Consider the following 17,956-nt stretch of genomic DNA (forward strand, 5'->3'; position numbering starts at 1 on the left):
GTTGCACAAGCAAGGCAGCATTGGCCCGGGGAGCGGTAAGTGGCCACAGCCGCCTAACAGTTCATTCAAGCCGACGCCGCTTCGCGGCGCGGCTTAATTCCAGAGTTAGGCGGCTATGAACTTCCACTGGTTGTTCTTTTCACTAGCGGTGGGTGCTACCACACCCCACAACTCCTGCGTGTCGTCAGACCCAGACCTCATTTATTGCCCGGCGCCAGAAGCACCTCGTATTACAGAGCTGCGTGGTGGCGCAGTTACACTGGAGCTGCAGATCGATCCGGACGGTTCAGTTCGTTCCTCCACGTTACTTTCATCATCTGGCCACTCAGCCTGGCCTAGCGTCGCGCGATCCGCGGTGGCAAAGTGGCGCTACTCGGTGAATTCAGCTTCCCGTACACGAACGGTTCCATTCGACTTCCAGCTTGGCAGTCCTTAGCCGCCTAACAGTTCATTCAAGCCGAACCCGCTGCGCGGGTCGGCTTAATTCCAGAGTTAGGCGGCGGTGCGTTGGGTTGGCTGGCCCTTCTTCTTTCGGCAGCAGCATCGGCAAGTCACCGGTCGGCTCCGGGTAACAGTTCCAACTGTGCCTGGCAGCGGTAAGCCAGCCACTTCGCCTTACGCTTCACTGCCCCACCGCAATCATTTCTTCGCACTTCGGCGGCAACGCTCGGTAAGGTTTCCCAGGCAAGCTCCATCCCGCGAGCTGTGGCATGATCGGCTCACGTTGGGTTGCACAAGCAAGGCAGCATTGGCCCGGGGAGCGGTAAGTGGCCACAGCCGCCTAACAGTTCATTCAAGCCGACGCCGCTTCGCGGCGCGGCTTAATTCCAGAGTTAGGCCTCATGTCAGATGACCAGCAAGTCGATCTAGAGAAGCGCCTTCTGGCTGTTGCCTTGTTCAACCTGCGGGTTCTTCTTGCAGGTCACCTCGACCCGGAGGAGCAAAGCCCAGCGAGCGATGCCGCATGGCTTGCTTACTCTCTGCACAATCAAGCGCTCTCCGCGCTTGAAGGAAAAGCATTCGATGTAGCCCAGGCACTACAAGCAGTAGAGCGACTCGAACCAAGGCTTGGCACAGCTTATGTGCATCAATTTCGGCAGGCCGTTCTCAATGAGGCCTAACGGTTCATTCAAGCCTAACCCGCTGCGCGGGTCGGCTTAATTCCAGAGTTAGGCATCATGTCCAGCACCCCACTCGCGGCGATTAGATGGCATGACCTGCCCGCCTCCGACATCCGCATCGCAGAGACCGGCATATCACTGATAGTTGCTCCGTACAACGAAGCCAACGACTCCTATGAGCCGCGTGTTCTTCGTATCACCAACGCACAGACAATCAGCTTCAACATGACCGGGACGGTCTCGGCCAAGGACCTTAGCTCCATGGAGATCAGTACCTTCACCTATTCGACTGCACCTTCCGGCAGGATCACAGGCACAATCGGCCTCCTACCAGGGCAAGCTGGCTTCTGGGAACTATCGTTCTCGGACGCCCAGTGGGAACTAGCTGATGCCTAACAGTTCATTCAAGCCGAACTCGCTTCGCGAGTCGGCTTAATTCTAGAGTTAGGCGACAGGAGACGATCATGCGAGTTCTATTTCACGCCATTTGGGGCATTGTGATCTTCTTTTCACTCATGGGGCTAACGACGCTGGTCATTGCGTCCTCACTCGATTCTGCTGTTTCACCTGAGCAACTTGGCTACATGGTCGGTCGCAAACTGTTTTGGCTTCTCGGTGGCACAGCGCTTATCCTGTTTACCGCTTCTGCACGTGGGTGGCTACCGGGGCTCCAACAAGTACGGTCTGCCGCCTAACAGTTCATTCAAGCCGACGCCGCTTCGCGGCGCGGCTTAATTCCAGAGTTAGCGCTATGAAGAGTCTCGGATTTTTTCTAATGCTCTTTGCAGGCTCTACTTTTGCCAGCGGCCCTGTTGCGCCCCATGGCTGGGAGGGCTCATTTGAGTCCAATCTGCCCAACGGCGGGGCCTGCTGTCTTCCGGCTGACCTTCAAGGTACCGGCCTAATTGGTGGTGCAATCGTCAACATCTCCACGGATAGAAGTGAGTTCGGCCTGTTTGCCCTCACCTACACCCCCGCCCTTAAAGAACACTGGCAGCTGCTTGAGAGGCACCCCATCGCAATGCTTCCCTCGTTTCAGTTCTCCCTCGTGCCGGCCGGCCAATTCCCTCATGGCGCAATCAAATCCTGTGTTGCACCTGGCAAGTGCACCTACTATTTCACTCCTGACTCCGGCTCGCCCCTAAGGCGCGCTAACAATTCATTCAAGCCGAACTCGCTTCGCGAGTCGGCTTAATTCTAGAGTTAGGCGGCGGTGTTCTGGGTTGGCTGGCCCTTCTTCTTTCGGTAGCAACATCGGCAGGTCACCGGTCGGCTCCGGATAGCAGCTCCATCTGTTCCTGGCATCGGTAAGTTCACCACTTCGTCTTACGCTTCGCTACCCCAACGCAATCATTTCATCGCACTTCGGCGGCAACGCTCGGCGAGGCTTCCTGGGCAAGCTCCATCCCGCGAGCTGTGGCATGATCGGTTCGCGTTAGGTTGCACAAGCAAGGCAGCTTTGGGCAGGGGTTCCACCAGTCGCCACAGCCGCCTAACAGTTCATTCAAGCCGAACCCGCTTCGCGGGTCGGCTTAATTCCAGAGTTGGGCCTCTGAATATGTCATTCGAGATCATCTTCATCACAGAAGGCCCCGAAAGCACTCCCGCCGCTGAGATTCAGTTCAATCGGCAGCGGCTTTGCATAGTTCGCTTCTCTGCCGCTGGCGCCCCGCAGATGGAGTTCGTGCAAGATCTGTACATTGGGCGAGAGGTCGAGATGGTCTTCCCGCTTGCGGAGTTCCAGGCCACCGCGCAGCTAGCGGTTGATGATCTGGCTGCTTGGTTGCGGAATCTTGCAGATGGCCGGGCAGAGGCCTAACAGTTCATTCAAGCCGACGCCGCTACGCGGCGCGGCTTAATTCCAGAGTTAGGTGCGCTCTGATGATTCCAAAGATACCGAAGATTCCGAATCTCACAGCAAGGCAGGCCGACAACACTCTCGTCGTTGAGGTTGAGCCGGGCGCCGTTCTCGCAGACTTTGTAGCACTTTTGAAATGGTTACCCCGGGGCTACGGCGTGCACTTTTACGATCAGTATTATCCAACGATCAGTGATCCGGGAGCCTATGTAGAGGTGCAGCGCAACGAGGAGTTTCTACTCTACATGTTCGCTAATCATGGCTGGAGCTCCGGCTGGTCAAGGCAAAGTCCAGAACTTCTATCTGCATGGATGCTTCTCAACATGACGAAGAGGCGCCCGTTCAGCACCCCCCTTGATGTAATCACGGTGCGCCAGGCCGTCAATGATCCGTGGCGGCGCACCTAACAATTCATTCAAGCCGACGCCGCTTCGCGGCGCGGCTTAATTCCAGAGTTAGGCGGCATTTACATATGACAGACATCTGGATAGACATTGTCGACCAGAACTATCGTCCCTCTCTGATGCAAGAAGAGAGAGAGGTTAAGGCTACCTTGGCCAGAGAATTTTCAGCGCGCTTGCTCAATAACACAAAGTGGCGGGAGCTCCTTGCCGTGCTTGAGCGCCTCTCAGTTTCGTACCTCATCAAGTTCGTGGATGTTTCGTCCCCGATGCATGGCAGCTTGTCGCACAGAACTGACCGGTTCTATGACAGCGAATGGGGGCCTGTACCAATCCTTTCTGTTGAATGGATAGAAATCGAGCATCCAGCTACTGAAGTCCTTGAACTAATAAGCTCACTCAATCTTCCGCACAATCTCGAGCCGGACAGCATCAGGTTCATCGCTCATTTGCGCAACGGTGAGCACATGCCGCCTAACAATTCATTCAAGCCGACGCCGCTTCGCGGCGCGGCTTAATTCCAGAGTTAGGGCGCATGAGACACATCTTCGCCATCCTGTTGCTAGCACTCGGAGCATGTAGTCACTCGGAGAGGACCCCGCTATTGCCGGCGTTCGAGGGCTACAGCTGCCCTAACCTCCTCAGTGACTCCGGCTATTCCGTTCAGGGACAACTAGGCCCTGATTACACAATTTGCACACTGACGCCACTCCGCCCCGGACTTCTTCGCGCAGAGATCCTCGTCGGTGGGCACTGGTCTCTGCCGGACAGCAGTCGCTTTGCTGGCTTTTCAAAAACTTCCATCGGCCACGTAGCCTGGTTCTATGGCCTGAGGGACAACTCGGTGCGCGAGCGCATGGCATTCCTGCCAACCGGGCTTGACCACCCATCGAGTGTACTGCTGGTCATTTATGACGGCAGCCCGCAAGAGGTCGCGCGCCAACGTGAGCCACTACTTGCGGCGGTTGTGCGCGCTAGCATGCGCCCTAACAATTCATTCAAGCCGAAGCCGCTTCGCGGCTCGGCTTAATTCAGGTGTTAGGTGCCATGGAAGACTCCTCGTTCTCCATCAAATCCACTTCAACCGACAAGGAGCTTCGCTTCTTTGGCGCGGGTGAGTACGTCTTTTCAGTAGAGCTCCGAGGCGCTGATATCTACGCAGTTCGAGAGATCTATTGCCCTCTCGGATCATCCGAGTTCACTCAGTTCTGCTTGCGACTCGCTTCCTATGAACGTCCTTGGCCTGACATCGAGCAATGCGCCTCACTTGAAGGTGATCTCTCAATCTCCGCCCGTTGCTCGGCACTCGGGGTAGTGACATTTTCTATTTCAATCCACGGGCTATTTGGCGTTCCTGAGGAATGGAAGCTTTCGAGCAACCTCACCAGCGAGCTTGGCCAACTTCCCAAGATTGCTGCCGACTCTAGTCGTTTCTTCGGTGCCGTGGCTGGCACCTAACAGTTCATTCAAGCCGACGCCGCTTCGCGGCGCGGCTTAATTCAGGCGTTAGGCACGACAACGAACATGACCACCAGTCCAGAACAGCCGTACCAAGAGACGGTGGCCTGCGAGGCTCGCCAGGACGAGGGGGTCATTTTCATCAAAGTGGTGGCAATGCCTTACGAGGCTGCGGTGGAGTTCGACGTTGCACAGGCACGCGCCTTTGCGCAACAGATCTTGTCCGCTGTGGAGACTGTTGAGGCGGGCTGGGTGGGCAAGACCGGTGGCTAGACAGCCGCTGGTGGTGCCTAACAATTCATTCAAGCCGACGCCGCTACGCGACGCGGCTTAATTCCAGAGTTAGGCCTCGGCGATGAGACATCTCTTGCAAGTCCAAGACACGTTCCAGGTAACGGGCCGAGGCCTAGTCGTTGTGCCCGAGATCCCCGTCCCGCCCCGCTTTGCAAACTTCACCGATATGGTTACGGTCGAGCCCCCAGATTCCGAGCCATTTCAAGCCTCTGCAAATTTCTTTCTGAGCCATTTCAGCCCGGGAGGCTTCAAACTGCTCATTACCTTTCCCGAGCTGTCTAAACGGTCTTTGCCCATCGGGAGCGGCATCCTCGTATCGGAATCGGCTGCCGACAGGCTTCTGGTCGCAGAGGCCTAACAGTTCATTCAAGCCGACGCCGCTACGCGGCGCGGCTTAATTCCAGAGTCAGGCCTCATGCAGATCAAGACCGCACATCCGCGTCTCTACTTTGATGGCAACTCCCAGCTCGCAGAGCGCTCTTTCGCTCTGGTACAAGGCACGCCTGATGACCTTCGAGCCTTGGGCCAAACACCTGATTCGGCCCTAGGTTCGCACTTCACCTTTGTCCAAGAGGAGCTAGGCCCATCTGGTCAATGGGATGCGCTGCTATTCAATGGCACAATCGCCCACAGCTCTGCTCTTGGGCACTTCGCGTTGGCAGATACAGGGGGCGTGCATTGGCTGTCGGAGATCTCCAGCCATGAGGCCTAACAGTTCATTCAAGCCGACGCCGCTTCGCGGCGCGGGGGTTAACCCCTTCAAGCCGGCCACTGCTTCGCAGCGCCGGCCTAGTTCAGACGTCAGCCGTTGCGTGATGCATGCCCAATGAATGAACTCACGTTCCGCTTGCTCGTACTGCTAACTATTCTCGTCACAGTTGGCGGCATCGTGGCTGATGAGCTTGGCGCCAGTTCGCTTCCGAGGCTGCTTCGTGAAGAAAGACTTAGAATCAAGGAGCGTGTTGTTGCGTCCAGCAAATCCCATCCATTTCACGGAACCCTACGCATCGCTTTGGTTGTCGGCTACCTTGCCTCGCTCGTGGCCATTGCCTTTTTTCTCCCGTACAGCCCTTGGGCATACCTGCTCCTCACCTTGGGCTGGAGTGCATTGACGGTTCTTGATGCACCTCATGTCATTTCACGCCCGTCGTCACTGTTCTACGAAGCATCATTGCTCCTAAACGGTGTCATCCTTGCCCTCTGTTTTTACTCCCCGCTATCGAGCAAATTCAGCTAGGCTAGCAACGGACGAAATCGGGCAGCTCATGCAAGCCTAGTCCGCTTCAAAGATGTACTGAACTCCGGAATCAATCTGTTCAACTGGATTTTTACAAAGGACGTAATTCCAATGATTGCAAAGCGAATTTACAAGTTATTGCCAATGGCCTTGCTTCTGGTATGCATGGGCATCTGGTCCGCCAGAGCATCACTATTTGAGATCTATGATGCCGCTGCGGAGAAGAACGCGCAGCTCGATACAGTGCACCCAGCACCAAAGTAAGCTGTTGTTGCGGCCATCATGGCGGCCCGACAGTTCATCCAAGCCGAACCCGATACGCGGTTCGGCGTACTTGTGGAGTCAGGTGCTTGCATGATTGATATCGCAAGTCTGGAAACCATGTTCTCGAACATCCAGGAATCAACGGACTGGAACATCGATGGCCCAATGCTTTGGGGCTACTTCTTCACTGACGCCTCGGCCGACAAGCTGCACACACTCGCCAGTGAGCTCGATCAGCAAGGCTATCGCTTTGTTGAAATGTTCATTCCTGAGTTTGACGAAGGCGAGGATGAGTACTGCTTCCTGCATGTGGAGAAGCTTGAGTCACACTCAGTTCTCTCGCTGCACCAAAGAAATCAAGAGCTCTATGCGCTTGCCGACAAGTTCGGCGTTGATACTTATGACGGCATGGATGTTGGGCCGGCATCCACCTGACAATTGATTCAAGCCTGGACCGCTCCACAGCCGCGAAAATGGAAGTGATGTTCAGCCAACGCCGTGGCCACAAATTGGCCGGGCTTGGCTCACGCGTCAGGCATCAGGAAGACTTGTATCGAGCTTTGGGAACTGCGACGGCGGCATGAAGGACGCAATGACGTCTCCGGCGCGAAGAACTTCTGCGTGTTGAGCACAACGAAATCCTTTACTCAGCAGTAGGATATGTCGACACCGACCCAGGTGCCGGCTGATTCTATCGGGCCGCACTGTACTGTCCATTTTGCGGAACGGCCTTTCACTCACGGCGGGCATGTTTCCAAAGAAGGAAAAAACACGGAGTTTTCCTGTATGGCTACTAGAAGAAAGATTTTCCTAGTCATTCTCCTGTTGTTTGCGGCAATCAACCTCGTGGATTTCATCTTCTACGGACAAAGTCTTCGAAACCTTTTTGGAGCAGCTGGCTTCGGTCTTATGGCTTATGGATGGCACAAGCATATTCGCCCCGTATCAATCGTAGGCGCAGTGCTCGCGCTAGGCGCAATCCTCGCCAAGTACCTGGCATAGTGCCAATTCGTCGTTCAGATCGGCGTCGGCCCTCCCCTGCAGCCTATCGATCCACAGCCCACGAATTGCCAGCCTGACCCACCCATGCAACCGACCTTTGGCGACGCCGAGCAAAAAGGCCGACGCAAGCGTACACGTCGCGAAATCGTCCTGCCCGAGATGGAGCACACTGTGCCGCGGTGGGCACTATTTGCTTTGATCGCACCACACTGCTGGAAAGCGGCCGCCCGGGTCGGCAGCCGTATCGACGAGAAGCGAAGCTACGCATCCAGCTATTGCCGCTACCGTGATCTGGAGTGCGTGCACCGACTCGAACATGAGAATCAGCGTGATCGAGCAGATTGTTCAGACCTCACGTAGCCCCAAAGGAGACTTCATGGCTTGTCTTGGCGTGCACTTCGCACTCTCCGGCGACGATGTCGCCCAGCTGCTATCCAGGCAAAACAACAAAGAGCGCCTCCTGTTTATCCAGGAGGATATCGAGGAGCGCTATTTCGCAGAGCCCGGCCGTTACATCGCTCAAAGCGACAAGGCGTGGGACGCGATGCACCGCGCCCTTTCGGATGGGCTTCTCAGCTATGACGGAGGCCAATACCCCCTCAATCATGTGGTCCTCGGCGGCCAGCCTCTTCACAGCGAGAATGATTACATCATCAGCCTTAAGACTCCGGAGCAGGTCAGGGACGTGGCTTTGGCGATAGCAGGGCTCACGCAAGAACAATTCAGAGAGCGATATGACGCCATCAACCCGGAAGAGTACGGCTTCGATCTAACAGATGAAGACTTCCGGCACACGTGGGAATGGCTCCAGGAGGTTTGCACCCTCTACCAAGTCGCAGCTTCCAAGGGGCGGCACGTGCTGTTCACCGCCGACCAGTAGGATGTCCAACAATTCATTCAAGCCGGCGCCACTACGCGGCGCGGCCAAGTTCTGGAGTTAGGAATCTCATGAGAGCTCATGTTGCCGTATTTGCTGTGCTATTGGCAGTGACGGGCTGTCAGCGTATCCAGGCGACCCATGAGTCTCAGCTGATACTTGAACATCATGATGGGTTCGTTGTCCCATCACTGGTCCTAGACTCGGACAGACGCCCTTTCACGGGACGTGCTTACGGAACATTTTTTGGCGAAACATCCATGGATTGCGTCGAGTGGGAAGGTAGCTTCGTTTCTGGCCACCCCCATGGGGAATTCCTGATTTATCGCAACTGTGACACTTCGCCCGCGAGGGTTCTGTTCGAGCAAGGCACTCGTGTTATCGTGCCTGGCAGTTGACCAAGGTCGGCACCACTTGTCGACGTGACTTAGTTCCGGAGCCAGGCCCTGTACCATGCATCCCGACGAACCGCTCAAGTACCCATCTCACTATCCACCCACTGGCCGGTGGAAACGCTTTTTCATTGGCGTGAGATGGATAGGTCCCGACCTGTCATTCTTCAAGATTCTTCGCTCTATCCAGGCGTCTCGCATCTCAAGCTCTTTGAATGCCTGGGGTAGCGGCGATCGCCAAGCTTTGGCCGCTGCTGTTGGCGTTGCTTTCTCTTGGCATTGCCGGTGGCCAACGCCCTACTTTCTTCCAGGAGACATGCTGTCGGTTGTTTTGGGCGGCCCCGGATTCGCGGCAATCGATGACGCTGATATAGAGGACGCAATTGGAGCCGTGGAGGAAACCGCGGGCGTAAAGTTGGGGGCCACCTTCTGGGACCCCTGCGGGTCCAGCACCGTTGGTACATTGGTAGATCAGCTGTTGACGGCAGCAGGCCCTGACTGTTCATTCAAGCAGAACTCGTTTCGCGGTTCTGCCAACTTCCGAGCTAGGTGTCATGTTCAAATGGCTTGATCGACTCTGGGACGGCCCTGTCGTAGCGACCACGACGCATCCGCTATTCGGCATCATGGAGCTCACCAGAATTCGCGGGAAAGAGTCATGGGATGCAGACTCCGTTGCCTTTGAAGGTCGGACAATTTCCGTCTACTTCAAAACCTTCGACTCGCAGCTTCCCTCGAACAAGCAAATTGCATTCTTCAAGAAGACAACGAATGATACGGCCGCGTTGTTCCAGCAAGTCGCATCCGTTCTGGTTCCGGCATATCAGAGCATCTATGGCCCGCTGCCCGCCTCTTTGAATGACATATTCGAATTTGTTGGCATTGGGGTTCCACTAGATGGGGACCCAAGCAATCCCTGGCTGCTTCAGTTTGAGACAACTGGCAATCGATATGCTCTGTTTACCATCCACTTCAAGAATGGGGCAGCTGCAGACTACGATCATGACACCTGACAATTCACTCAAGCCGAGCCCGTTGCGCGGGTCGGCTTAATCCGGGGCCAAAACGCAGATTCCCAGACTCCCCGCCTTCTAGCAGAGATTCACGCAAGCTTCCGGCTCGTCGTCCTGGTCCACCCTCGCTATCCTGGCTGGCGCTCCGTCCCTCCACGGTTTCTGGGCAAGCATTTGCTCTTGGTCAATGGACAGCTGATTCTTGCGTGGATTCTGTTCGCTCTGGTAAACCTCTGCTTCGAAGAGTCTTATTGGCATGGGTTGCCCATCGACTCAACAGCATCCCGGGAGGCTCGCAATTTCAGATTGCTAATCTGAAGGGTTCGCTACCCGCCATACGCGAATCATCCGCATCCACTCATTCGGTCTTCGCGAGCCCAAAACGACGGGCACGCTCTTCTTCGTCTAGCCTATCCTGGCCTCGGCGTACCAGCGCACCGGCAGCCTGCATTGGTGCGCTAGTGGCCACATGCTGGCCAGCCTTCTTGCCCCTGGCGGCACTGATCCTACTCAACTTGTATGATCCAACTGACGGACTGCCGAGCTTCTGCTCACCATTCACCAAAGCCGCACTCGCTTCGAGCGGCGGCTCAACTCCAGAGTCAGATGGCTAGATGAAAATCCTGCATGCTCTCGCAATTCTTCTATTTATTGCCGCGCTGTGCCTTTACGTCGTTTCATCAAGCACAGGGGCGTGGCTGCTAGGCGGCATTGGCATAGTGCTGGAGGTCGCTGCGTGGGTTATCGCACTGAAATCCAAAGAACCATCTACGCCCGATAGCAGCACCAATTGATAGCATCTCCTCTGCCCTAAATGGCTGGGCAGCCGATGTGCCCAGCATCAAACTCTCCGCCTCGCAGTCCATTCACACCAGATTGACTTCACGGGTCGGCTCAATCCAAAGCTGGAAGTCATGCTCAAGAGAATATTGCTCGTAGCCATTGTGCTGGTACTGGCCTTGGCCCAAGGCTACTTCATCTATGCCGTTCAACACGGTGCCGTTGATGCGTTCACTGGTGCATGGAGCAGCTTCAACGTCACTCAATCAGGCTATTCCCAGTTTGTATTTCGCAATATCAAATGGTGGTGGGCGCTGCCCGGAATCTGCCTGCTTCTTGTCGGCGTCGCTACGTGGAGGCCTACGGTTCCCCGTGCCGTCCTCGCACTGTCTTTCAGCGCCATCGGCACCATCGTCTTGTACTGGTCTGCGTACGCACCTTCGCTGTTCATCCAGATATGAGGCCTGACAGCTCACTCCACCCGATTCCGCTTCGCAGTGCGGCATCATTCGGTAACTGGCGGCCATGATGCGCTTCATCGCGCTCCTTGCCCTGGTTGCGTCTCTCGGCGTCTCGGTCGGAGTGCCGGTTTTCCATGGCGTCACACTCCTGCCAGTCCAAAGCGGTGCCAATGAAGGTCTCTCGGAGTACGACGGTACAAGCAGGCGCCAACTCCTACGCCCTTCTTCAACGCGTGACATTGGTGCCGGCAGGTCACATACGCAGAGCCCCGCTCGCGGGCTGATGTAACTCAGGATAGCGCTGATGTCCGTAATTTCAGGAAAGATACGAGCGGTGATTGTTGGTGTAGCGGCACTATTGCTAATCGGAAAGATATGGACGGAATCGTTCTACATGCGAATCATCCCGGCGGAGATTGGCATCAGCTATCCAGTCGCACGCGGAGGCGTATCGGGCTTCCGAGAGGGCTGCGGAGCTGCGGTGTACCGGATCGACCCGCGAACTGCCCAAGGCATCGCCAAGCACGGGCTCAACTACTTTCCCGCAACCAGCCACTCGCGGAAATCGGCTGATCCGTATTACACGTTTGACGCGTGGCGCCCCACTCCGGATGCTGCCTTCGTCGATGACGATCAGACCTTGCTGTCGCCGGGCCTGGAATGCGCTGGGCTTGATACGCAACTGAAAGAACAGATCGAGACAGCGTCGCGTACCAAGGGATCCTTTTACACGCATGGGCCAGAAAAGGTGCTCATCGTCATACCAGAACTGCAGCTTGTGGTGCTTGCGTACAACGGATAGGTCCCTTTGGTTCATGCAAACCGCATGCCTCAGTGACCTACGGCTAGCCAATCCAAGGGGACGACGCCCAAGTTTCACTACGCGGCGAGCCCTCCTGCAGCACTATGAGCATCGGTCCGACAACACGTTGGCCTACTTCCCTCGATGCCAGCCATCACCACCCTGATCACCGTTGGAGAACCAGCATGAAACGTGTAACCGGCATTGGCGGCATCTTCTTCAAATCGAACGATCCCAAGGCGCTTTCCAGTTGGTATCGCGAGCACCTCGGCCTGGATGTCAGCGATTGGGGCGGAGCGGTGTTTCAGTGGGGCGGCGCTGACAGCCCGGCAGGCGCGACGATCTGGAGCCCATTTGCTGCGGACACAAGCTATATGGCGCCTTCCACTGCGCCCTTCATGATCAATTTCCGCGTGGACAACCTGGATGCACTGCTCGCAGCACTGCGCAGCGAGGGCTGCAATGTCGTGGGTGAGCCGCAGCGTTCCGAGCAGGGGAAATTCGGCTGGGTGATGGATCCCGAAGGCAACAAGGTCGAGCTGTGGGAACCCCCTGCCGGGCGGTAGGCAACAGCGTCGCCGATTGCTTGCATGCATGGCTGACATGACGATCACGATCAGCTGGCGCCCGGATCTTTTCTACGCTGATTGTCGGTTGCCGCGAAAGTTGCCGGCTTTTCTACGAGCGAGTATTGCCACCCACTTGGAGCCAACGTGTTGTGATCCACAACCCGCCGGCCAGCTGTTCAAACCGGATGGCCCACAGCAGCGACGCGCTTTGTCGCGTCGCCCATCAATCAATGCACGCCTACATGCTGCGCGTACGCCATCTCATGCCCAGCGGTAACAAGGCGATATGGCAAAACTCTCGTATCCTCTCAACTCCAAAGACGGCAGCTTTGATTGCGGGTTTCATCGCGGCGCCGCGCCGCACGCTTCATCGCTGCGGCTCTTCCGCGTTACCTCGATCAATGCACTTGCCTCAGTTGCAAAGGCTACAGGAGAGTGTCATGCACGACGGGCGCCGCCCCCGCAAAACCGGATCCGCTGACTTCGGACATTTCGATACAAGAGCGAAGTGCGAAGCAGCGGTGCGACGACGCGAACTGGCTTTCCTGCACTTGATCCCCGAAGAACTCGGCGGTGATTGTGATGTGGACAACATGGTGTTTGTGCCGATATGGGTTGCGGAGCAGAAGCGCAGGATCGATAACACCACGGTGCTACCACTGATACGTGCGGGCAAGCTGAGCCGCTACGCGGCCAGGCCCATCTACCGAGGCAGAAGCTTCATCCCTGCGGAGATCGCGATACATGCGCATGACCCGGCAGGCTTCGCGACTACGATCGACATCTGGTAGTCGTGCTGCTGCCGTAGCAGCGACCGGATGAGTAGCTTGGGAGCGATCAGCAAAGCGACGCAGGGGCTCTCGCATGGGTCGATGATCAGCTCTCACACGGACGGCTGCATATCCTCATGCAGGTTCTGGATGCAGCGATCATCGCAGGGCTGGTTTGGTCGACGCATCCAAGTCGGTGAAACCACGTCCTTCAACTGTAAATGCGGTGCCACTCTCGACAAGGATGTGGGAGTGGCACCGCACCCCATACCGATACCGATCCCGATACCGACCCGCGTGCGTCCGAACCAGGACTTGCCGCCTATCGCGGCCCCATCATCGGCCAGGCACCATTTGCCATGCGGCGACGCTGGTTACACGTAGTCATCACAGCTCAATCCACCTGTCGCCACTGCCCTGGCTGAAGGTCATCCAGCGCATACGGCCCCATCACCGCACGCACCAGCCGCAACGTCGGCAAGCCTACCGCAGCGGTCATGCGTCGCACCTGACGGTTGCGACCTTCGCGCAGAGTGATTGCCAGCCAGCCATCCGGCACGGTCTTGCGGAAACGCACGGGCGGGTCGCGCTCCCACAGTGCTGGTGCCGCTTGCATCAGTTCAACGCGCGCAGGCAGGGTCGGCCCATCGTTGAGCTGTACGCCGTCACGCAGCGCCTGCAGCTTGTCATCGGTTGGCACGCCTTCAACCTGCACCCAATAAGTCTTTGGCTGCTTGTGCCGCGGGTCGGTCAGTCGATGGGCGAGATTGCCGTCATCGGTGAGCAACAACAAGCCTTCGCTGTCGTAATCCAGACGACCTGCTGCGTACACGTTTGGCGGCAGGCCAAAGCCGGCCAGGGTCGCGCGCGGCGGTTGGCTGCGATCGGTGAACTGACAAAGCACGTTGAACGGTTTATTGAAGGCGATGAGCATGTGATGCAGGTGTTCGGAAAGTAGATTGAAGATGCGCTGCTGGCTGGGCGCGACGAGCTTCCGTCGCGCGCCAGCTTGAGGGCCGTGCAGCCAACAGCGAGGCCGCACATTGTCTCACCCTCCCCTCTCCAAGCCCTACTTCCGTGCGGTTACTGCTTCACGAAGCGCAGTGTCATGCGGTCGCTTTCGCCGATGGCCTTGTACTTGGCGGCATCAGCGGGGTCATGGCTGTTGGACGGCGGCAGCGTCCACACGCCCTTGGGGTAGTCCTTGGTATCGCGCGGGTTGGCGTTGACCTCGCTGCTGCCAGCCAGCTTGAAGCCAGCGGCTTCGGCCATGGCAATCACCTGCGCCTGGCCAACATAGCCGCTGCCGTCATCAGCCGGCACGTCCGCCTTGGCGCGGTGTTCAACCACACCCAAGGTGCCGCCTGGCTTGAGCACGTCAAAGAAGGCCTTGAACATGCCCTCGGCCTGGCCAGAGGAACGCCAGTTGTGGACATTGCGGAAGGTCAGCACCAGGTCCGCCGAGCCCGGTGCGCCAAACACCGGTGCAACCGGGTTGTAGGCCACCTCGGTGGCGCGATCGAACTGGGCCGGGGATGCGGCGAACTTCTTGCCCAGGCCATCGCGCGAGCGCTGCTGGTAATCGCGACCACCGCCGGCCGGCAATGCGGTCGGGTCGACCACCGCGGCAACGTACTTGCCGCCATCGCGCAGGTAGGGCGCAAGAATTTCGGAATACCAGCCGCCGCCCGGTGTAATTTCGATGACCGTCTGGGTCGGTTGCAGGCCGAAGAAGGCCAGGGTCTGCGCCGGGTGACGGTATTCGTCGCGCAGCACATTGGCCGGTGTGCGCCAGCTGCCGGCGATGGCAGCCTGCAGCTGCGGCGATACCTGCGCGTCAGCTGTGCTGGCAGCGGCTTCATGGGCCAGCGCAGTGCCGGCAGACAGGGTGCTGGCAAGCGCCAGCAGACAGGCACACAACAGCGGGGCAGGCTTCTTCATGCGGAATTCCGTCGATTGAAACGGCGAGCCTAGCACGCGACTGCAAGTGCAATGCAGCATGCAAATGTTTAGATCCCGTTAGCGTGAGAACGGCGCACGGAACGCTGTATTCACGACGTTGCCACGGAATTGGAACGCATGCCGTCTATGCTGTTGAGCTGAACAACAAAGGAGCAACGCATGCCCCAGTCACGCGAACTTGGCCGCTCGGGTCTCCATGTCAGCCCCATCGCTTTTGGTGGCAACGTTTTCGGCTGGAGTGCCGATGAGAAGACATCCTTTGGCCTGCTCGATGCCTTCGTCGATGCCGGCTTCAACCTGATCGATACCGCCGACGTCTATCCGGCATGGGTGCCGGGCAACCGCGGCGGCGAATCGGAGACCATCATCGGCCGCTGGCTGCAGCGCAGCGGCAAGCGCGACAAGGTGGTGATCGCCACCAAGGTTGCGAAGTGGGCCGAGCATCCGGGCCTGTCTGCCGACAACATCAATGAAGCGGTCGAGGATTCGCTGCGTCGTCTGCAGACCGATGTGATCGATCTGTACCAAGCGCATGAAGACGATGAGTCGGTGCCGCTGGAAGAAAGCCTGGGCGCGTTCGCGCGGCTGATCGAGGCGGGCAAGGTGCGCGCGATTGGCGCGTCCAACTACAGCGCCGAGCGCCTGCGTGATGCGCTCAAGGTGTCCGCCGACTATCACCTGCCGCGCTACGAAACCCTGCAGCCGGAATACAACCTCTACGACCGTAGTGGCTACGAGGCGGAGCTGGAGCCGCTGGCGCGCGAACACGGTATCGGCGTGATCAGCTATTACTCGCTGGCCAGTGGTTTCCTCAGCGGCAAATACCGCAGCGCCGATGACGTAGGCAAGAGTGCGGCACGCGGCGCAAAAGTTGCCGACCGTTACCTCAACCCGCGTGGCCTGCGCATTCTGCAGGCGTTGGATGATGTGGCTGCCAGCCACAAGGCGACGCCGGCGCAAGTCGCCTTGGCGTGGTTGATCGCGCGCCCGGGCATCACTGCGCCGATCGTCAGCGCCACCAGCGTGCAACAGCTGCAGGAAGTGCTGGCTGCGGCGCAGCTTGGCTTGAGCCCAGATCAGGTCACGCAGTTGGATGCCGCCAGCGCGGAAAGCTGAATTGGGCGAGTTGCACACCCTCTGCCTGCGTCGTAGGATCGGGCGGACAGGGGGTAGACCGCGAGTGGAGTCCTACCCATGCAGACCGCACCTACAGCCCAGCGCAGCATCGATCGCCACGCCGAACTGACCTACTGGCGCGGCGTGCATGCCATCGGCCATCTTGGCCAGCACGATTTCGACCACTACCAGCGCCTGCTGGAAATGGGCTACGACGTGTATCAGGCATATCCACGCGCCAACGAAGAGCAACTCTACAAAGTGCTGCAGGACAGCTACCACCGGCATAACCCGGCGTTGGCGGTGTCCTGGGATGAGGCGCGTTGGTTGGTGCGGCATGCTTGGCATCATGCTCAGCAGCATTGAAGGTCTTTGTGGTCGGCTTCTGTAGGAGCGATGTGAGCCGCGAAGCTGCTGCAGCGTCAGAAGCTGAAGAGCTTACCCCTCCCCAACCCTCCCCTTGGCTTCGCCAAAGGGAGGGGGCGAAAGCACGCCGCGCAACGCCGCACCCAACATCATCGGATCACACGCATGCCGTTGGTTTTGACGATGTCTGCTTCGCGGCTTACGCCGCTCCCACAACCGGTTGTGCCATTGCTTCAGCGAGGTAATCCAGGAACGAGCTGATGCGCGCTGATACGGCGGTGTTGCGGTAATACACGGCGTGGATCGGTTGGCGCGCATCCAAGGTCAGTTTCGGCAACACCTGCACCAGCTCGCCACGCGCACGCGCCGCTTCGGTGAGAAAGTCGGACAGGCAGACGATACCGACGCCTTCCAGTGCCAGCCGGTGCAGGATCTCGCCGCTGGAAACCGCCAATGCGGGTCGCACGTGCAGACGCTCGCCGTCGTCACCCTGCAGTGGCCAATGATTCAGCGAATCCGGTTCGTTGAAGCCCAACAAGGTGTGCGCCTGCAGCTGCACCACGCTCTTCGGTGTGCCGTGCTGCTGCAGGTAAGCCGGGCTGGCCAGCACACGCAGGCGGCTGTGACCCAGGGGACGTGCATGCAAGGTGGAGTCCGACAGCGGGCCAATGCGGATCGCCACGTCGGTGCGTCGCTCCAGCAGGTCGATGTAGCGCTCACTGCTGTTGAGCTCCAGCGCCACCTGCGGGTAACGCGTGCGGTAGCCGGCCACCAGCGGCGCGATCACATGCAGCATGAACGGCATCGCCGCATCCACCCGCAACCGCCCGGACGGCGTGCCCCGGCGCGCGGCGATCTGCTCTTCGGCGGCATCCACCGAGGCGACGATGGCGCGGGCCTGGGCCAGGAAGGTCTCGCCTTCGTCAGTGAGCTGCAGGCGACGGGTGGTGCGGGTCAGCAAGGTGGTGCCGAGCTTCTCTTCCAGCCGCCCCAGCGCCCGGCTGACGCCCGAGGTGGTCTGGCCCAGCTGCTCGGCTGCGGCGGTGATCGAGCCGGTGTCGATCACCGCGATGAAGGCCTGCATCTCATCCAGGGTGGTTTTCATCGGGGCGGCCAGGTGGTGATGGAATATTGTTGAATTTAAATCAATAGTAATTGGTGGGAAACCGCATTTTTCGGCAAGAGTGACGCGTTCACACTGCGCGGCCCTTCC

Annotated in this window: 25 protein-coding genes and 1 pseudogene; 22 read left to right on the forward strand and 4 right to left on the reverse strand. The window is 58.1% G+C overall.

Features of this window, described 5'->3' with window-relative positions; genetic code table 11:
• The first annotated feature begins 115 nt into the window (after positions 1–115).
• The 17 genes and pseudogenes from ACVOLZ_RS16760 to ACVOLZ_RS16840 all read left to right on the forward strand — a co-directional run bounded on the left by ACVOLZ_RS16760 (position 116) and on the right by ACVOLZ_RS16840 (position 10,711).
• Positions 116–436 carry an energy transducer TonB family protein gene (locus ACVOLZ_RS16760; protein ID WP_481517098.1) on the forward strand — a complete coding sequence of 107 codons (321 nt, stop codon included), beginning with the start codon at positions 116–118 and terminating at the stop codon, positions 434–436.
• Between the two features lie 406 nt (positions 437–842).
• The gene (locus ACVOLZ_RS16765; protein ID WP_481517099.1) at positions 843–1,121 is read left to right on the forward strand and encodes a hypothetical protein; all 279 of its coding nucleotides are present in this window, start codon (positions 843–845) and stop codon (positions 1,119–1,121) included.
• A gap of 57 nt (positions 1,122–1,178) precedes the next feature.
• Positions 1,179–1,517, forward strand: coding sequence for a hypothetical protein (locus ACVOLZ_RS16770; protein WP_481517100.1), 339 nt, complete (start codon positions 1,179–1,181; stop codon positions 1,515–1,517).
• A 68-nt stretch (positions 1,518–1,585) separates the two neighbouring features.
• On the forward strand, positions 1,586–1,816 hold the full coding sequence (locus tag ACVOLZ_RS16775; protein WP_481517101.1) for a hypothetical protein: 231 nt from the start codon (positions 1,586–1,588) through the stop codon (positions 1,814–1,816).
• Positions 1,817–2,679: 863 nt separating this feature from the next.
• Positions 2,680–2,940: a hypothetical protein gene (locus tag ACVOLZ_RS16780; RefSeq protein WP_481517102.1), complete on the forward strand. Its 261-nt coding sequence runs from the start codon at positions 2,680–2,682 to the stop codon at positions 2,938–2,940.
• Positions 2,941–3,002: 62 nt separating this feature from the next.
• Entirely contained in the window at positions 3,003–3,386 is a 384-nt protein-coding gene (locus ACVOLZ_RS16785) for a hypothetical protein (protein WP_481517103.1), read from the forward strand.
• A 65-nt stretch (positions 3,387–3,451) separates the two neighbouring features.
• Entirely contained in the window at positions 3,452–3,898 is a 447-nt protein-coding gene (locus ACVOLZ_RS16790) for a DUF6678 family protein (protein WP_481517104.1), read from the forward strand.
• 529 nt (positions 3,899–4,427) lie between these two features.
• Complete coding sequence (locus ACVOLZ_RS16795; RefSeq protein WP_481517105.1) at positions 4,428–4,838, forward strand: DUF6228 family protein; 411 nt, start codon at positions 4,428–4,430, stop codon at positions 4,836–4,838.
• 66 nt (positions 4,839–4,904) lie between these two features.
• Complete coding sequence (locus tag ACVOLZ_RS16800; RefSeq protein WP_481517106.1) at positions 4,905–5,111, forward strand: hypothetical protein; 207 nt, start codon at positions 4,905–4,907, stop codon at positions 5,109–5,111.
• 436 nt (positions 5,112–5,547) lie between these two features.
• Complete coding sequence (locus ACVOLZ_RS16805; protein WP_481517107.1) at positions 5,548–5,844, forward strand: hypothetical protein; 297 nt, start codon at positions 5,548–5,550, stop codon at positions 5,842–5,844.
• A gap of 114 nt (positions 5,845–5,958) precedes the next feature.
• Positions 5,959–6,369 carry a hypothetical protein gene (locus ACVOLZ_RS16810; RefSeq protein ID WP_481517108.1) on the forward strand — a complete coding sequence of 137 codons (411 nt, stop codon included), beginning with the start codon at positions 5,959–5,961 and terminating at the stop codon, positions 6,367–6,369.
• A gap of 357 nt (positions 6,370–6,726) precedes the next feature.
• Entirely contained in the window at positions 6,727–7,068 is a 342-nt protein-coding gene (locus tag ACVOLZ_RS16815) for a ribonuclease E inhibitor RraB (RefSeq protein WP_481517134.1), read from the forward strand.
• A 225-nt stretch (positions 7,069–7,293) separates the two neighbouring features.
• The gene (locus tag ACVOLZ_RS16820) at positions 7,294–7,635 is read left to right on the forward strand and encodes a hypothetical protein (RefSeq protein ID WP_481517109.1); all 342 of its coding nucleotides are present in this window, start codon (positions 7,294–7,296) and stop codon (positions 7,633–7,635) included.
• A gap of 84 nt (positions 7,636–7,719) precedes the next feature.
• Positions 7,720–7,913: pseudogene (locus ACVOLZ_RS16825) on the forward strand (IS5/IS1182 family transposase); the annotation flags it as partial.
• A 50-nt stretch (positions 7,914–7,963) separates the two neighbouring features.
• Positions 7,964–8,515, forward strand: a complete 552-nt coding sequence (locus tag ACVOLZ_RS16830) for a YfbM family protein (protein ID WP_481517110.1) — start codon at positions 7,964–7,966, stop codon at positions 8,513–8,515.
• 943 nt (positions 8,516–9,458) lie between these two features.
• Positions 9,459–9,917 carry a hypothetical protein gene (locus ACVOLZ_RS16835; RefSeq protein WP_481517111.1) on the forward strand — a complete coding sequence of 153 codons (459 nt, stop codon included), beginning with the start codon at positions 9,459–9,461 and terminating at the stop codon, positions 9,915–9,917.
• 614 nt (positions 9,918–10,531) lie between these two features.
• Positions 10,532–10,711 carry a hypothetical protein gene (locus ACVOLZ_RS16840; RefSeq protein ID WP_481517112.1) on the forward strand — a complete coding sequence of 60 codons (180 nt, stop codon included), beginning with the start codon at positions 10,532–10,534 and terminating at the stop codon, positions 10,709–10,711.
• A gap of 72 nt (positions 10,712–10,783) precedes the next feature.
• Here the strand turns inward: ACVOLZ_RS16840 and ACVOLZ_RS16845 are convergent, their stop codons facing one another.
• Positions 10,784–10,963 (reverse strand): hypothetical protein, encoded by a 180-nt coding sequence (locus tag ACVOLZ_RS16845; protein ID WP_481517113.1) that lies wholly within the window; start codon positions 10,961–10,963, stop codon positions 10,784–10,786.
• 499 nt (positions 10,964–11,462) lie between these two features.
• Between ACVOLZ_RS16845 and ACVOLZ_RS16850 the strand changes: the two genes are divergently transcribed.
• The 3 genes from ACVOLZ_RS16850 to ACVOLZ_RS16860 all read left to right on the forward strand — a co-directional run bounded on the left by ACVOLZ_RS16850 (position 11,463) and on the right by ACVOLZ_RS16860 (position 13,320).
• The gene (locus ACVOLZ_RS16850; RefSeq protein WP_481517114.1) at positions 11,463–11,960 is read left to right on the forward strand and encodes a hypothetical protein; all 498 of its coding nucleotides are present in this window, start codon (positions 11,463–11,465) and stop codon (positions 11,958–11,960) included.
• Positions 11,961–12,145: 185 nt separating this feature from the next.
• Positions 12,146–12,526, forward strand: coding sequence for a VOC family protein (locus ACVOLZ_RS16855; RefSeq protein WP_481517115.1), 381 nt, complete (start codon positions 12,146–12,148; stop codon positions 12,524–12,526).
• A 188-nt stretch (positions 12,527–12,714) separates the two neighbouring features.
• A complete protein-coding gene (locus tag ACVOLZ_RS16860; RefSeq protein WP_481517116.1) occupies positions 12,715–13,320 on the forward strand; it encodes a hypothetical protein in 606 nt (201 codons plus the stop codon).
• A gap of 373 nt (positions 13,321–13,693) precedes the next feature.
• Here ACVOLZ_RS16860 and ACVOLZ_RS16865 read toward each other — a convergent pair whose 3' ends face one another.
• Both ACVOLZ_RS16865 and ACVOLZ_RS16870 read right to left on the reverse strand, forming a co-directional pair.
• On the reverse strand, positions 13,694–14,233 hold the full coding sequence (locus ACVOLZ_RS16865; RefSeq protein WP_481517117.1) for a pseudouridine synthase: 540 nt from the start codon (positions 14,231–14,233) through the stop codon (positions 13,694–13,696).
• A 149-nt stretch (positions 14,234–14,382) separates the two neighbouring features.
• Complete coding sequence (locus ACVOLZ_RS16870; RefSeq protein ID WP_481517118.1) at positions 14,383–15,240, reverse strand: class I SAM-dependent methyltransferase; 858 nt, start codon at positions 15,238–15,240, stop codon at positions 14,383–14,385.
• Between the two features lie 180 nt (positions 15,241–15,420).
• Between ACVOLZ_RS16870 and ACVOLZ_RS16875 the strand changes: the two genes are divergently transcribed.
• Together ACVOLZ_RS16875 and ACVOLZ_RS16880 are read left to right on the forward strand one after the other, a co-directional pair.
• Complete coding sequence (locus ACVOLZ_RS16875; protein WP_481517119.1) at positions 15,421–16,377, forward strand: aldo/keto reductase; 957 nt, start codon at positions 15,421–15,423, stop codon at positions 16,375–16,377.
• 78 nt (positions 16,378–16,455) lie between these two features.
• Complete coding sequence (locus ACVOLZ_RS16880) at positions 16,456–16,743, forward strand: hypothetical protein (protein WP_481517120.1); 288 nt, start codon at positions 16,456–16,458, stop codon at positions 16,741–16,743.
• 199 nt (positions 16,744–16,942) lie between these two features.
• Here the strand turns inward: ACVOLZ_RS16880 and ACVOLZ_RS16885 are convergent, their stop codons facing one another.
• Positions 16,943–17,848 carry a LysR substrate-binding domain-containing protein gene (locus ACVOLZ_RS16885; RefSeq protein ID WP_481517121.1) on the reverse strand — a complete coding sequence of 302 codons (906 nt, stop codon included), beginning with the start codon at positions 17,846–17,848 and terminating at the stop codon, positions 16,943–16,945.
• Positions 17,849–17,956: the final 108 nt, after the last annotated feature.

The sequence above is a fragment of the Stenotrophomonas sp. STEN020 genome (assembly GCF_056760195.1).